The sequence below is a fragment of the Bryocella elongata genome (genome assembly GCF_900108185.1).
GTDB classification, from domain to species: Bacteria; Acidobacteriota; Terriglobia; order Terriglobales; family Acidobacteriaceae; genus Granulicella; species Granulicella elongata.
Window position 1 is genome coordinate 159993 of the sequence record NZ_FNVA01000009.1, and the last position, 15626, is coordinate 175618.

Sequence of the window (15626 nt, forward strand, 5' to 3'; positions counted from 1 at the left end):
CGCGGAAAGACGATGCCAGGTCTCAGCGGATGCGAGCGTCACGACGAAAGACAAAGGTGCGCTGCACGGAGAAGCTTACGAGGCTTAGCAGACTGTCCACCAGCAGCTTCGCAGAGAACACCTGCCAGCCCCAACGGTGAGCCAGCATGGAGATCGCTGCATAGCTACCCAGAGCGACGACGGCCACCAACAAGTAATACTCGAGCAGCGAACGCACCAGCCCTCCGCGGCTGCGAAAGACAAATTGGCGGTTGAGTGTGAAGTTCACCAGCGAGCTTGTGCGCCCGGCGATGACCGACCATCCGATGTGCCCGGTAAGCCGGAACGCCACCAGGAACAGCAGGAGATCCAGGCACGCCGCTACGACCGAGGACAACACAAACCGCGCGAGAACGAAGTAGATCCGCATCGAATCCCAGATGGGACTGAAATGCGAAGAGCGATTGCCATCAATGTACACCGTCTCGATGGGTATCTCTAAAACGGTCTTTCCCTCGCTGCAAAGGTGCGCGAGCATGTTCATCTCGAACTCGTAACGCTCGCCCTCGAGCGTCATGAGCCCAGGAAGCAGCTTCGTTGGGATGCCGCGCAGCCCGCTCTGGGTATCTCCCAGCCACGCTCCTGTTGCCAGCGCAAATACATATCGAGTTAGCACGTTACCGAATCGGCTTCTCAACGGCACGCTGCCGGCAAAGGAGCGCGCGCCCAGCACAGCGTCGTTGGAAGCGACCAGCGCCTCTGCAACACGCACGATGTCTGCAACGGTGTGTTGTCCGTCTGCGTCCGCCGTCACAATGCCGACGGCCCCAGGGAGCTCCGACAATACGTGGTTGAACGCGGTCTTCAGCGCGCGCCCCTTACCAAGGTTGACTGCGTGGGTTAGCAGCTTCGCCCCGGAGTTCTGCGCCGCCCTGAAGATGGGTTCAGCATCCGCGGAACTTCCATCATTGAGCACGAGAATCCCTGCAAAGCCACGGGCAATCAGGTCACCCACCAGCTCGGCAAGCACAGGCTCAGGCTCACGAGCTGGTATGACTACGTACACGGCGGTTAGCGATTTCGTGGGGAGCTCTGTGGAAGGATGCATGCTCCTGAAAACCTACACCGAAGTAATCCCTCGATGCCACAGCTCAACTCGACTTGCCACTAGCTGCATTTCGGGAAGCACCGGGCGCCCGATTCAACGTGCGGTGAAAATCATTCCCGGGGCGTGACACATTTTGCGGACGGAACGCGCGAATTGAGTAAGGCCGCGAAGATGCGTCCTGATTCGATTTCCGAGGACAGGTCCGATGACGATGACACGAAAACAGCTCAAGCGCACATTTGTCGCAGCCGTAGCGCTTGCCGCCGGTCTCCTGGCGGGATGCAAGCCCGCTCATGCGCAGCACCTTCAGCATGTTGACCGAACGACGGCAGCCTCCGGGCAGCATGCGCTCCGTCACGGTTGATGATGGTCGAAACGCAGTCTCGCTGTCAGGGCTGACTGTGAATGGTCACGGCTCCAATCAATCCGGAGGGAAGCAGCGGAGAGTCCGCCTTGTAGGCGGAGATGTTGGTGTGCGTGATGGGTTGCGTGACGCCAGGTTGCGCGTCTCCGATGAGGCGATTCGCCCAGTCGTTCGAGACCTCGATGCGGAGCTCGTTGGCGCCGGCGTGGAGATCCTTGCACAGCGCGAGAGAGTAGGGGTGCGCCCAGATGGTGCCCTGGAGCTTGCCATTGACGAAGACGCGCGCGAGTTCATGCACGTCGGTGAGTTGCAAGAGCACACCGCGTGATGCATCTGCGCCGGAGAGAGTGAACTGCGTGGTGTAGGTGGCCGTCCCCGAGAAGTAACGGATGCCTGGCGTGGTGGAGGCGCTCCAACTCTGCAGATCGTTGAACTGCTGCGGTTCGACGGGAGCACCTCTTCCCTGCTGGAAGCTTAGGGTCCAGTGCTGCAGCGTCGCGATGAGACGCGATGGTGCGTGAGGTGAAGGGACACCGGGGCTCGAGAACGAGGGATCGAGGAGGACGAAGCTCGAGCCGTGGGCCGCGAGATGCACAGAGACGCGGGTGGCCTGCCCGGTGCTATCGGCAGCGAGCGGCTGCGCTTCGCCGGTGACCGCATCCCAAAGCTGGGCGTGGCCGCCGGGCACACGGAGTGTCAGCGTGGTGTCGATAGCGCTGGCTGTTGTGTTGCGGATGAAGTAGATGTCAGTCGAGCCATTGCGGCGATGGATGTAATCAACTGCAGGCGAGGTGCTCTCGAAGTCGGGTGCGACGTGCAGCATCGCGAGCGCCTTGCGGCCATCCTGCGTGCAGATCAAGGTGCCTTTGCCAAAGCTTCTCGACTGGCCTTCAGTGCACCCTGCGAACAGCTGCGAGGAGAGCTCGTTGAAGGCAGATTGATCTGCGGGGCTCTGGTTACCGGTGGCGCCAAGCAATGGGAGGCCAGCAACGGCTCCGCCACCTTCGAGATAGGCCGCGACGCGTCGCAGCGACGTGAGCGTGAGCCTGCGCGTGGATGGAAGGACGAGCAGCCGCCAACGGCTTCCGGTGGGGCCGACCAGCTCCGTACCATCGTCGTGCAGGGTGTGCAGGAGCGCGTCTTCGTTGGTGACGTCGTAGTCGTAGCCAGGCAGGACGTGGGCAGGATCGTCGGACTTGACCCGCACGAAGTTGGGCACGTTGTCGCCGTAGTCGTAGAGGACGTCATTGACGGGCGTTCCCTGTTGCATGAGGAACTGCACGCGATTGAGATAGGCGAAGAAGTCGTGCGCAGCGGACCACCAGGTGACGTTGGGGTTGGCGTGCGTGCCGGCGAAGTACTCCTGCCCGGGCATGCCCATGCGTGCAGGCGAGGAGGTGAACTCATGCCAGAAGAGGCGGTTCATGCCCTCGGTGATGGCGCGGTCGAAGGCGGGCTTGAGATCGTTGGCGAGGCTCTCGTTCCACTGCGGGCCAACGGTGGTCATGCCTTCCTGCGCGACGAAGGGCTTGCCGTAGATGTTGGCTGCACTCGCGGCCTCCTTGGTGAAGAAGCGATCGCGGTCAGTGGCGCGATGCGCATTGGGCGCCCAGTACTCGGTCTGCGGGAAGGCACTGCCGCGGAAGGTCTCGAGCGCATCGAGTGGAGCTCCGTGAGGGCCACCACTTTCGGGATGGATGCCGAGTCCATACGCGCGGGCATGCGCTGCGAAGACGTCGTAGTGTTCCTCGGTGACGAGGTCGGCGACGGTGCGGCGCAGATCATCGAGGAAGCGCGTGGTGTGACCGCGGTCCTGCACGATGCGGCCTGCCACCGTGGGGAGATAGGGCACGGGATCATAGCCACGGCGCCGCTGGAACTGTTCGCGGAAGTCTGCCGTCCAGTTGGCGCCGCCGAGCTCCCAGCTATCGGTGACGAGATACCTGAGGCTGCGGCCGAGGTAAGGCTTTGCGGCTTCCAGCAGCGGCTGCATGTTCTGGTCCCAATAGCGATCGAAGGCGCGGTGATCGAGGTAGTCGATCGCGAGCCCCTTCCAGGTGGAGCTGGAGGTGGAGACCAGCGCGCCCGAAGCGGTGTAACCGATGCGAAGGATCTCCCAGTCGCCACCAGGCGCCTGCCAGGTGAGCTTGTTGTTGCGAACATGGTCAGTGAGGTTCTGCACCTCCGCAAGCGAAGCATCGGCGAGTGCGGTGTCATCGGGCTTCGGCCCGGGATCGACCATCGACGAGGAGTCCGGCATGCTGAATCCGGTCTCTGCGGCACCGATGCGATAGCGCAGGGCGTTTCCGTTGGAGTTGCCAGAGTGAGGCCCAGACTTCGCCGGTTGATCGGGAGGGAGCGCGACGCCGCGATGCAGCGGATAGGCGAGCACTGCGATCTCGCGGTAGAAGCCGTCGTGCGTCGCCGGAGCGGTGAGCGTGAGTTCGAGGAGGCGACCCCCTCTTACGTCTTTACGCGACCACGTGAGGATCTTCGAGGCATCCTCGGGCTTTACACCTGGGCCTCCGAGGTTCCAGCCACTTTGAATATTGAGGCTGATCTCGAGGCCGAGGCGGTCTGCCTCCCGGAGCGCGTGGAGATAGAGCTTCGTCCATGCGGGAGTGCCGAAGCGAGGGCCAGCAGGGACGGGGCGATTGCCGTTCTGATCCGCTCCACCGGCGTCGACGAGGATGGCGCCGCCGTATCCCATCGCCGCCATCTGTTCGAGGTCATGCGTGATGGTGGGGGCGTCGGTATTTCCATTGAGCCACCACCAGTAACAGCGCAGTCGCGCTGGCGGGGGTGGATCGCTAAATCCGAGACGCAGCTGCGCGGGCGTCGTTGCGCCCTGGGCGGGGTGGTCCGTGATGTACTGCGCCGAAGCCTGCGGCGTGCGTGACGCTCCACAGGTGAGCAAGATCCCAAGCCCCAGAAGGGTAAGCCGGTCCCTCAAAACAATCCCTTTCGCGATAACCGCTGCCAACAAGAATCCCTGCGATGGTACAAGGGCCGGGAAAATGCGCCATCTGCCCGGAAGATCTCCGGGCAGATGGCGTCGGAGGATCGACGATCAGAAGTTGATGCGCGCCGTGAGTTGTCCGATACGCGCATCGTTGGCCTGGGTGAAGTAGTTGGCGCCGTTGACGGTGGTGTACGGGGCGGCTCCAAAGGTGGAACCACCGAGGCTGGTGCTGGGCGCACCGAACTCCGGCGTGTTGAGGACGTTGAAGAACTCGCCACGGATCTCGAAGCTGACACCTTCGCGCAGCTGGAACTGCTTGAAGAGCGAAGCATCCATCAACGGATAGATTCGCTGGCGGATGGGCAGGTACAAGCTGTTGTGCTGCGTGGTGTAGGAGAGCCGCTGGCGATAGGCAGGCGTGGGCGATTGCGAGTCGCACGCGGGCGCCGAGCTGGTGGAGTTGACCAGCGCGCCCGAGGTGTTCTCGTAGCAGGTGTTGATGAAGCGGGAGTACGTCGGATGAGCCTGGTGAGGATCTCCGATGATGTCGACGCTGCCGGGTGCGGAGATGAGGTTGCCGTTCTGTGCGCGGAAGACGCTGTTGAGCTGCCATCCGCCAACGAGGAGGCGGGCGGCGTAGTTCATGTTCTGGAACTTCGGCAGCTGAAGGGTGCCGAAGACGTTGGCGACGATGGTCGCGTTGGGATCCTGCACGGAGTAGAGCTGCGGCATGGCGCCGAAGTTGTTGACGAAGCCGTTGTGCAGCATGGTCTTCGACCAGGTGAGGTTGGCCTGCAGTGAGAAGTGATTGCGCATGGGGCGCGAGACCTGCACCTGCAGCGAGTTGTAGTTGACGGTGCCGATGGAGCTGTACTGCTCGGTGACGCTGCCGAACTCGGGGTACGGAAGCAGCAGCAGGTTGCGCGCGACGGTCGCGTTGTTCAGGGTGGTGGTGCCGGTGAACTTGCCAGCCATCGGGTTGGCGACCGCGGTGTTGAGGTAGGTGACCTCAGCCGCACCCTGGTCGTAGTAACTCTGAGGCAGGACGTTGATGTTGTGGTTGACCTCGAGGTTCTGTGCCTCGGTGCCGAGGTAAGCGATCTGCAGCGCGAGGTTCCCGGGCATCTGCTGCTGCAGACTGCCGCTGTACTGCAGGCTGCGCGGCTGGATGTGGTTGGGATCGACGAAGCTGATGCTCTGGCCGAGCGCGGTCGAAAGACCCAGCGAGCTGCCGGTAGGCAAGGTCACGCCGCTGGGGAACGGAGCCGCAAGGGAGTTGAGCGGAGCGCTGGTGGTGTAGTTGTTGTAGCTGGTGAGCTGGCTGAAGCCGGTGCCGATGGGCGTCTCCAGGGTGTTGAAGTAGATGATGCCGAAGCCGCCGCGGAAGACCGTACCGGGGAAGGCCTGGTACGCGAGACCGATGCGCGGCTGGAAGTTGTTATAGTCCGGCGAGTAGGGATGGCGGTTGCTGCTGCTGGTGTACTGCAGGCCACCGTTGAGCGTGAGCCCCGAGACCGAGGCCTGCAGCGGGTTGGCACAGGTGGTGCAGAAGTTGGACACCATCTTGTTGTAGCGCTCGGTGAAGGGCGACTCGTAATCCCAGCGGAAGCCGAGGTTGAGGGTCAGCTTCGGAGTGACGCGCCAGTCGTCCTGCACCCAGGGCGCCACGTAGATCTGCTGCAGCGCATAGGCGGCGTTGATGCTGTAGTTGGCGGTGCTGAAGTAGCCGAGCAGCATCGAAGCGACGGGATCGCCGGAGCTGGCGTCCGCACCGACCGAGGTGCTGATGGAGTTCTTCTGCGTGAAGCGGCGATCGAAGAGGAAGCCGGGGTTGGTGGCGCCGGTGCCGACGAGACCACTCTGCGGGTTCTGCACGTTGTAGCGGATCAGGTTGCCGTCGAAGCCGAAGCGCACGGTGTGATGCGAGAAGGACTTGGTGAGAATCTCGGTGAGCGAACCCGTCGTGTCTTCCGAGACCTGGCCGCCCGCGCCTGGGGAGAGGCCAGCGTAGCTATCCGAGAAGCTCGCGCCGGGGAACGAGGTATACGGCAGTCCGCTGGACGAGATGTTGATGCTGGAGAGATCGAAGTTCTGGTTCCCCGGATAGGTGAGGCCGAAGGGATGGAAGACGATACCGAAGCGCGACTCAAGCACCATGGTGGAGGAGAACTGCTGCACGTCATCGAGGCTGCCGCCGCGGTTGTTGCGATAGACGTGATAGCCGTAGCCGGTGCTGGAGGTGAGCGGACCGATTCCCTTGGGGAAGCCCTGGAGGGGGTAGTTCTGCGTGAGGCCTGAACGGAAGAAGATGGCGTTGAGCTTATTCTTCGAGCCGATGGCGTGATCGAGGCGGGCGATGAACGAAGGGTAGGTGCTGGGGTAGGAGGTCTGCGTGGAGATGTAGTTGGTCGCGGTAGCGGCTGCGCCGGTCACGTTGGGCAACGGAAGATAGTTGGCGAGGGAGGCACCGGCCGAATTGAGCCGCGCCGCGATGTTGTTGTTCGCGAAGTATGCCGTGCGATTGCCGTTGGCATCGACCGGCGAAAGAGGATCGTAGAGCTGGACACCCGAGGTGCAAAGACCGGTGGAGTCGAAGCCGCCAGAGCACAGGACTGAGAAGTCGCCAGCCCGCTCGGCCGAGGTGGGAACGCGCGACGTGTAGTTGATGGCGGTGTGCGAAGCGTAGCGCTCAAACGCGACCATGAAGAAGGTCTTGTCCCGCCCGTTGTAGACCTTGGGAATCCACACGGGGCCGTCCACCACGAAGCCGGTCTGGCTGAGCTGGTCGTTGTTGCGTGGGGTCTTTCCGGTAGCGGCGTTCTGGTTAGGGACCTTCTCGCTGGTGTTGGCGTTGAGGTAAGTGTTCTGGAAGACGTAGTAGGCTGCGCCGTGCACCTTGTTGGCGCCGGTGCGGATGATGGTGTTGGTGACGACGCCATTTCCGTGGCCGACGGCGGCATCGAAGACCGAGGTCTCGACCTTGACCTCCTGGACGGCCTCCGGCGAGGGCACGAAGCCGGTATATCCGGCGCCGGAGAAGCGCTCGGCCGGGTCGTCGGGGATGCCGTTCAGCATGAGGCGGTTGTGGCCGCCGCTGCCTTCGGTCGTCACCTGCACGGCCACGCCGCTGAAGGGATTGGTGAACTGGCTGGACTTGCCCTGGAAGTAGCCGCCTGAGGCGGTGTTCGTGACACCCGCGGCGAGGGTCGCCATGACGAACGGATTGCGCCCGTTGTTGGGCAGGTCGGTGACCTCGGCGGTGCTGAGCGTGGTCGCGATGTTCGCGGAGCCGGTATCGACGAGCGGGTTCTCGGCAACGATGTTCACGGTCTCGGTAGCGCCGGCCGGGCTGAGCTGGAAGTCGATGACCTCGAGCTGGCCGGCGGTGAGCACGACGTTGGTGCGCACCTCCTTGCGGAAGCCGGAGGCAGTGAGCGTCAGCGTGTACGTGCCGGGCTGGAGCGAAGGCATGTTGAAGGCCCCAGCGCCGTTTGCGGTTGCGGTGGTCTTGAAGTGAGTGGACGCCTCTTCCGCGGTGAGGACGGCGGCGGGGACCTTTGCGCCGCTCGGGTCCGTGACTTCTCCGCCGATGGTGCCGAGGTATTGCTGCGCGGTCGCGCCGAGGGCTATCCCCATCAACGCGAGCACTACGGACGCCCGTCGTGCGGTCTTCACCAGCCTCAAAATTGTTTCGATTGCTGCCATCCCGTGGGATCTCCTTGATTCCCGGCCTCTGAGAGGGCCGGCTTGAAAACGACCCATGCTCGGAAGCGGAAGCAACGACCGACAAGTTAATTTACCGGAAGGCGAGCGAAGTTCTAACGGTTAGAAATTGATTCAAGATGTTTATCATCAGTGGTTTGCGGCATCGATGCTAAGTGCGCAGAAGTGCCTCGGAACTTGGCCAGCGCTCTATTTCAGATGCTAGACTTCTGGGCACTGACGAGGATGGGCGATGGACACGGTGGCGACAGCCGACGAACGTAAGGGATCGCGCGCAGAGAATGCGGCGGACCGGCGAGAGCGCCGAGCCCTGATCGAGCGTGTCGCCGGGAGTGCGCTGTTTCGTCGCTCAGCGCGCCTGCGCGACTTCCTGCTGTACGTTGGGCTACGGTCGGTGGATGACGACAGCGCCGAGATTCACGAACAGGAGATCGGCGAGAGGGTCTTCGATCGCTCGCGGGAGTACGACCGGAGCCAGGACAATATCGTTCGCGTCAACGCTACCGAACTGCGTCGCCGGGTGGACCAGTACTTTGCGACCGAAGGCGAGCACGAGCCGCTGACGTTTTCGATTCCGCGGGGAAGCTACAAGCCGGTCTTCCACGTTCGGTCCGAAACGGAGGCGAGACCATTGCCCTCCGTTCCGGACTCGAGCCTGGCGCCAGCCGCTGCCGTGAGCGGACTGGCGGCGCAGCCCGTTGTGGGAGACACTGCGCCCCGTGTGCCGATGCGGGTGCACGCGATGTGGGCTATCGCGTCGGTGGCTATCGCGGCTCTATCCGTGGTGAGCTTCGGATGGTGGCAGGCGGGACATCGCCCGGCAGACGCGGCTCATGCAGGGCCGGCCGTTTCAGCGTTCTGGTCACGCTTTGCCAGCACGGCTCATCCGGCCGACATTGTGCTGCCGGATGACTCTCTTTCGGTCGCAGAGGACGTTCTGAAGCGGCCTGTGATGCTGACCGACTATCTCGATCGCAGCTACCAGGGGGTGATCAACACCTCTTCCCTCAGCGACGACCGCAAGGCAGATCTCTGGCAGATCCTGAACCACAACCTGATTACTCTGGGGGCCTTCCATGGTGCACAACAGATCTCGTCGCTGCCGGGGTTTGCGGGAGCGTTTCGACTGACCGCAGCCAGGTTCTACGGCGCGGACTCGATCAAGCGGAACAACGTTGTGCTGATGGGCGGGAAGAAGGCGAATCCGTGGGTCGTGCTGATGGAGCGAGACATGAACTTCATCCTCGACTTCGACTTCGAGCACGGGCAGGCGTTCGTACAGGATCGACATCCCGCGCCTGGCGCACCGGCGCGCTACGCCGTCACGAATGATCCGATCGGCATCCGCGGTTACAGTATCGTCGCGTATCTGCCAAACCCAAGCCGGACGGGACAGGTGGTGATTGCGGAAGGCACGGACTCTGATGGAACGAGTGCGGCGGCAGAGTTCCTCACTTCCGAAGAGCAGATCCAACACCTGAAGGCCGCCCTCCATACCGATCGCCTGCCCTACTTCGAAGCCCTGTTGCGAACGACACGGTTGAGCGGCACGTCGTTGAATGCGGAGATTATCGCGGTGCATCGCGTGCAGGAATCCGCTCAGTAAACTCCTCAAAAAAATGCGGGCGCGGAGAGGATCTCCGCACCCGCCGGGAAACGCACTGGCGATCAGGAGCGCACGTGCAGCGGACCCTTTCCCTCAAAGAATGCATAGACCGCAGGCAGCAACAGAAGCGTGAGCGCCGTTGAGCTGACGAGTCCGCCAATGACAACGATGGCCAGGGGGCGTTGAATCTCCGAGCCCGGGCCGTGCGCGAAGAGGAATGGGATGAGCCCAAGTGCGGCTACCGTCGCGGTCATCATGACGGGGCGGAAGCGAAGTGCAGTTCCTTTCCTGACGGCCTGTTCCTGCGAGAGCCCATCTTCGCGCAGCTTGCGAATGTAGGAGACCAGGACCACACCGTTAAGCACAGCGATTCCCCAGAGTGCGATGAAGCCGACCGAAGCAGGCACGGAGAGATACTCGCCCGAGACGAAGAGGCCGACGATGCCGCCGATGGAGGCCAGCGGAAGCACCGTGATGATGAGCGCGGCGAAACGCACCGAGCCAAAGAGCACAAAGAGCAGGAAGAAGATGGCAGCGATGGTGATGGGCACGATGATCATGAGGTGATGCATGGCGCGCTGCATGTTGTGGAACTGCCCGCCCCACTCGATGGTGTAGCCGGAGGGGAGTTCCACCTGATGTTCGACCTTGCTCTGGAGTTCCTTGACGTAGCCACCCAGATCGCGATCCTGCACGTTGATGCCGACCACGATGCGCCGTTTGCCCATGCTGCGGTTGATGAGCGCAGGGCCTTCGACCACCTTTACGGCTGCCAGCTCCTTGAGTGGAACGCGCGGGCCATCGGGTGAACTGACCTCGAGCTCTCGAATATCTTCGACGCTGTCGCGCAGGTTTTCGGGCAAGCGCACAACTGCGGAGAAGCGTCGCTCGCCTTCGTAGATCTGCGTTGCTGACTTGCCTGCGATTGCAGTCTCGATGACGTCGTTGACGTCCGAAGCGTTGATGCCATAACGCGCGATCGCGTTGCGGTTGATATCGATGGTGAGGTATTGCTGGCCACCGACGCGATCCACGCGCGTGTCCTGCGTACCTTGTACCGAGGTTGCGATCTTCGCGATTTCACCGGCTTTCGCTACAAGCAAATCCAGGTCATCGCCGTAGAGCATGACAGCGACATCAGCGCGGACGCCGGAGACCATCTCGTCCACACGATCGCTGATGGGCTGCGACATGACGAGGTTGATGCCGGGAAGCGCGGCGAGCTTGCTGCGAATCTGTTCTGCCATGCCTTCCTGCGACATGCCGTGCGGGCGCTCGTCGAAGGGTGTGAGTGAAGCGAGCACATCGGCCTCGTTGGGACCGGCGGGATCTGCAGGAGATTCACCTCGACCGACGCGCGAGACCACGCTTTGTACGCCAGGCACCTGCAGCATCAGTCGCTGCATTGATTTCTCCATCTTCAGGGACTCGTCGAGCGAGATGTTGGGCACGCGATCAGCGTTCGGCGAGAGGGTACCTTCCTGCATCTCCGGTATGAAGGACGTGCCGAGCAGCGGGAAGAGACAAAGCGAGCCGACGAAGAGGCACGCGACGGTGATGACGGCCGTCTTGCGATGCGCGAGCGTCCAAGCGAGCAGCCAGTCATAGGGACGACGAAGGATGCGGACGAGCCAGGTGTCCTTCTCCGAGCCGCCCTTGAGCAGATACGACGAGAGGACAGGGGACAAGGTTAGTGACAGCACCAGCGAGATGGCCAGCGCGATCGCGATGGTGTAGCCGAGGGGCGCGAACATCTTGCCTTCCATGCCCTCGAGCGTCATGAGTGGAAGGAATACAACGATGATGATGGTGACGCCGAAGAGCGTTGGCGTTGCTACCTCCTTCACTGCGGCCAGGACGATATCGGTCCGGGTTTGACTCCTCCCTGAGTGCTCATGCTTTGCGTGACTCAACTTACCGAAGACGTTCTCGACGACCACGACGGAGCCATCGACCATGAGGCCAATGGCAATGGCCAGACCGCCAAGAGACATGAGGTTTGCAGAGAGACCGATGTGGTTCATCACGAGAAAGGTGACGAGAGGCGTGAGCAGCAGGTTCGCGCTGACGACGAAGCTGGAGCGAAGATCCCCAAGGAAGAGGAAGAGTATGACGATGACGAAGAGGACGCCTTCGCCGAGGACCTCGGTGACGGTGTGGATGGCGGCGTCGACGAGCTGCGAGCGATCGTAGTAAGGGACGATCTGCAGGCCGCCGGGGATCATGTGTTTGCGGTTGATCTCGTCGACGCGTTCTTTGACGCGGCTGACGATCTCCTTGGCGTTGCCTCCGCTGCGCATGAGCACAACGCCGCCGACGGCCTCGGTGTAGCCGTTCTTGATCATGGCGCCGTAGCGGACCTCCGTGCCGATGCGAACGTCTGCGACATCGCGAACGTACACGGGCGTACCGTTATGCTCCTTCAGCACGATGTTGCGAAGATCCTCGACGCCGTTGACGAGGCCGACGCTACGGATGAGGTACTGCTCGGCATGTTGGGGGAGAACGCCGCCACCGGCGTTTTCGTTGTTATGGGCGATGGCTTCGCGGACATCGTTGATCGTGAGGTTGTAGTAGTGGAGCTTCTGCGGATCGACGAGGGTCTCGTACTGCTTAACGAAGCCGCCAGTGGAGTTGATCTCAGCGACACCGGAGATGGAACGAAGCAGAGGGCGCACGATCCAGTCTTCAACGGTGCGGCGCTCGATGAGTTCCTCGCGAGACAGGACGTGCTTCGACGCGCTCTCGCCCGGGCGCTCGAGGGTATACTGGTAGACCTCGCCGAGGGCGTTGGTGATGGGCCCGAGGATGGGGGTGACACCCTCAGGCATGTTGTCGCGCAGCTCGGCGAGGCGCTCGGAGACCATCTGCCGCTCGCGATAGAGATCGCTCTCATCGGAGAAGACGAGCGTGATGAGGGAGAGCCCAGGCTTGTTGAGCGAGCGCATGTCGGTCATGCCGGGCAGGCCGGTCATCGCGATTTCGATAGGCACAGTGACGAAGCGCTCTACCTCTTCGGGACTCTTGCCGGGCGCCTCCGTGGCGATCTGCACCTGCACATTCGTCACATCGGGGAAGGCATCGACGGAGAGATTCTGTGCAGCATTGACGCCGAAGGCCAGCAGGACGATGGAGACGACGACAAGGATAAGGCGATGGCGCAGCGCGCCCGCGACGATGCGCTCCAGCATCTATTCGCCTCCCTTGATCGCGTTCTGCTTCCGCTGATTGTTGAGATGGAAGGCGCCATCGATGATGATGCGCTCTTCTGGTCTTAGGCCACCAAGGACGACGCGATGATCGTCCTGATCTTCACCAAGCGAGACCTCCCGCATGATGTACCTGTTCTGCCCTTCCGCGACGAAGATGTAGTCCTTGTTGGTCTCGCGAACGACCGCAGCATCGGGCACGGTGAGCTTGCGTTCCTTGTGGCCGGTGAAGGTCATATTGGCGAGTTGGTCTGGCTTAAGACTGCCGCGACTGTTGTTGTAGTCCATGCGAACCTCGACGGTACGTGTGGCCGGATCCACGATGGGGGAGACGTAAGATAACGTCCCGTGGATTTTCAGATCAGGCAGAGCTGGGATGAGTACATCTACGGCCATTCCCTTGTGCAGCACGCCCGCCTCTTCTTCCGGAACATTGGCTGTAATCCATACGGTGGAGAGGTTGGCGATCGTGAAGGCCGGGTCCGCGGGCTGCACTACCTGGCCGATGGTGACCTCGCGCTTGAGCAATGTGCCGGTCTTCGGCGCAATCACGGGATAGTCGGCGCTGAGTTTGCCGCTGACTTCAAGTTGGTGGATCTGGGTTTCGCTCATGCCGAGACCAAGCAACTGCGTGCGATAGGATGCGGCCTCGGTGGATGCCTGGACAAGCTCTGCTCGGCGTCGCTCCACCTCCGCTTTGCCGATCACATCGGCGCTGACGAGCTGACCGGCGCGAGACACGGCTGCTTCCGCGAGGTTGCACAGTGAGCTTGCCTTGACAAAGGCGAACTGCGTGTCCGAGAGGTCCGTGGTGTGGAGGACTGCAAGCGTGGCGCCGGCTCGGACCTGCTGCCCTTCAAAGACCAGCAGACGCATGATGCGACCTGTGACCGGTGAGCCAACGCGGGCGATGTTGCGGGCGTCGGTCTCGACGTGAGCCGCGACGTCGAGCATTCCGTGAACCTCACGGTACTCTGGGGTACCAACGCTGAGGTTTCCTGCGATTTCATTCGTCACGGTGACTTCATTGGGGTCCCAACTTTCGGCAACGGGCTTCACCGCGAGCTTCGATTTGCAGCCTGTCGCGATCAGGACCGAGAGGAGAGCGAGCATCGGCAGACTCGCGATGCGAGAGGCAGACGACGGGAATCGTCTGGATTGCAACGGGTGTTTCATCAGGGCCTCGCTTTGGGCGGCAGTGCGCCAAGTTCTTCAAGATCGACAAGCGCGGACTGTCTCGCGAACTGCGCATCGACAAGATCGCCACGCACGCTTTGCAGGACTCGCTGTGCGTCGAGGACCTCGACGATGCCACGCTCGCCGAAGCGATAGGCAGCCTTGGCGGCCTCGACTGCACTCTGCGCGGCGTGCAACGATCCAGACTCCAGCGCCGCGACCTGTTGGTCAGCAAGCTGGTACTGCTCCGCGGCACGTTCGAGTGCTCCGAGAAGCTCGAGGCGGCTCTGATCGAGACCAGCGTCAGCCCGTGTGACTGCAGCCTTCGCCGCTTCGATCTGGCCGCGTCTACGATCGAAGAGCGGGAGGGGCACAGTGACGCCGGCACGCCAGTAACGCAGGTCAGGTTGGTTCTCGAACTCGGCGAAGACGGTGGGCTGCGGGATGCGGGCGGCGCGCTCGCGTTCGAGCGAAGACTTTGCGGCGTCGATCTCTGCCTGCGATTGCGCGACTGCCGGATGGGTTCGCAACACATCGGCGCGGAGCTGCCCGGCGGGAGGCAGATCGATGCGTGCCTCAAGCGCCCCTTCCGGATCGAGCAGAGCATCGGGAGGCGCGGCGATCGCTACACGTAGCGCAGCAATCGCAGTGGCATACTCCAGTTCGGCGCTTCGCACATCAAAGTGGGCGCGAGCGAGTTCTGCTTCCGCGCGTGTGAGCTCGAGCCTGCCCTTTTCTCCGACGTTGACCTCGACTTCGACGCGACGTCGAAGATCCTCGACCAGGACAAGGTTCTCGCGAGCTTGCTGGATCTCTTCACGACGTCGAAGAGCGTCATAGAAGGCGTGACTGACGCGCGCAGTGACGGCCAGGGCCGTTCCCTGCTCCGCGAACCTTGCACTGGCGGCCAGTTGCTGCGCTCCATGCAGACGTGCTCTCCGTTCGGAGGGGATCTCGATGGGCTGATAGCCAGCGTAGTGCTGCAGAAGGCCCGGCACGGCGGGCGTCGAGATGGGCCGTGCATACTGATGGCCCTCGTAGATCTCTAGACTTGGATTGCTATACGCGCGTGCCGTCTGGATGCCGGCCTCATACTGCTGCACGAGCGCTTGTGACTGCTTGATGCGCGGGCTATTCCGCTCGGCCATGACGATGGCAACGTCCAGCGTCAGGGGCTGCAACGTTGGCCGCATGCGGAACTCAGCGGCACGAGGAATGGGAGACTGCGCGATGAGCACCAGGGGAGCGAGCGCAGAGCTCACAAGAAGAGAACACAGTATGGGAATTCGTCTCACGCCTTGGCATAGGCAATCGCAACGCCAAACGCGAATCGTGACGAATCCCGCTTATCCTGGCGATTCTCGTTGTTCGCGGACCATACAGGTGTTCCATATGGGACAGTGACTGCTGCAAAACGTGCAGTCGCGGTCACGCAGACCGGCAACTTCGATCGCAAGGACCACAGACGCGTGAATGGAAGGCTGATTGCTCTTCCTATG

7 protein-coding genes are annotated in these 15626 nt (G+C 62.2%); 1 reads left to right on the top strand and 6 read right to left on the bottom strand.

Annotated elements, in window-relative coordinates:
* Window positions 1-22: 22 nt before the first annotated feature.
* From C4S68_RS21725 to C4S68_RS21735, 3 genes are all read right to left on the bottom strand, one after another.
* Window positions 23-1087, bottom strand: coding sequence for a bifunctional glycosyltransferase family 2/GtrA family protein (locus C4S68_RS21725; protein ID WP_103935224.1), 1065 nt, complete (start codon window positions 1085-1087; stop codon window positions 23-25).
* A 389-nt stretch (window positions 1088-1476) separates the two neighbouring features.
* Window positions 1477-4404: a glycosyl hydrolase gene (locus C4S68_RS21730; protein WP_160115280.1), complete on the bottom strand. Its 2928-nt coding sequence runs from the start codon at window positions 4402-4404 to the stop codon at window positions 1477-1479.
* 117 nt (window positions 4405-4521) lie between these two features.
* On the bottom strand, window positions 4522-8118 hold the full coding sequence (locus tag C4S68_RS21735; RefSeq protein WP_103935226.1) for an outer membrane beta-barrel protein: 3597 nt from the start codon (window positions 8116-8118) through the stop codon (window positions 4522-4524).
* 250 nt (window positions 8119-8368) lie between these two features.
* Here C4S68_RS21735 and C4S68_RS21740 point away from each other — a divergent pair, with 250 nt between their 5' ends.
* Window positions 8369-9742 (top strand): hypothetical protein, encoded by a 1374-nt coding sequence (locus C4S68_RS21740; protein ID WP_235011781.1) that lies wholly within the window; start codon window positions 8369-8371, stop codon window positions 9740-9742.
* Window positions 9743-9804: 62 nt separating this feature from the next.
* Here C4S68_RS21740 and C4S68_RS21745 read toward each other — a convergent pair whose 3' ends face one another.
* The 3 genes from C4S68_RS21745 to C4S68_RS21755 form a co-directional block, all read right to left on the bottom strand.
* The gene (locus C4S68_RS21745) at window positions 9805-12933 is read right to left on the bottom strand and encodes an efflux RND transporter permease subunit (RefSeq protein WP_103935227.1); all 3129 of its coding nucleotides are present in this window, start codon (window positions 12931-12933) and stop codon (window positions 9805-9807) included.
* The gene (locus C4S68_RS21750; protein WP_235011782.1) at window positions 12934-14064 is read right to left on the bottom strand and encodes an efflux RND transporter periplasmic adaptor subunit; all 1131 of its coding nucleotides are present in this window, start codon (window positions 14062-14064) and stop codon (window positions 12934-12936) included. It abuts the gene before it with no gap.
* 62 nt (window positions 14065-14126) lie between these two features.
* Window positions 14127-15389 (bottom strand): TolC family protein, encoded by a 1263-nt coding sequence (locus tag C4S68_RS21755; protein ID WP_235011783.1) that lies wholly within the window; start codon window positions 15387-15389, stop codon window positions 14127-14129.
* Between the last annotated feature and the right edge of the window lie 237 nt (window positions 15390-15626).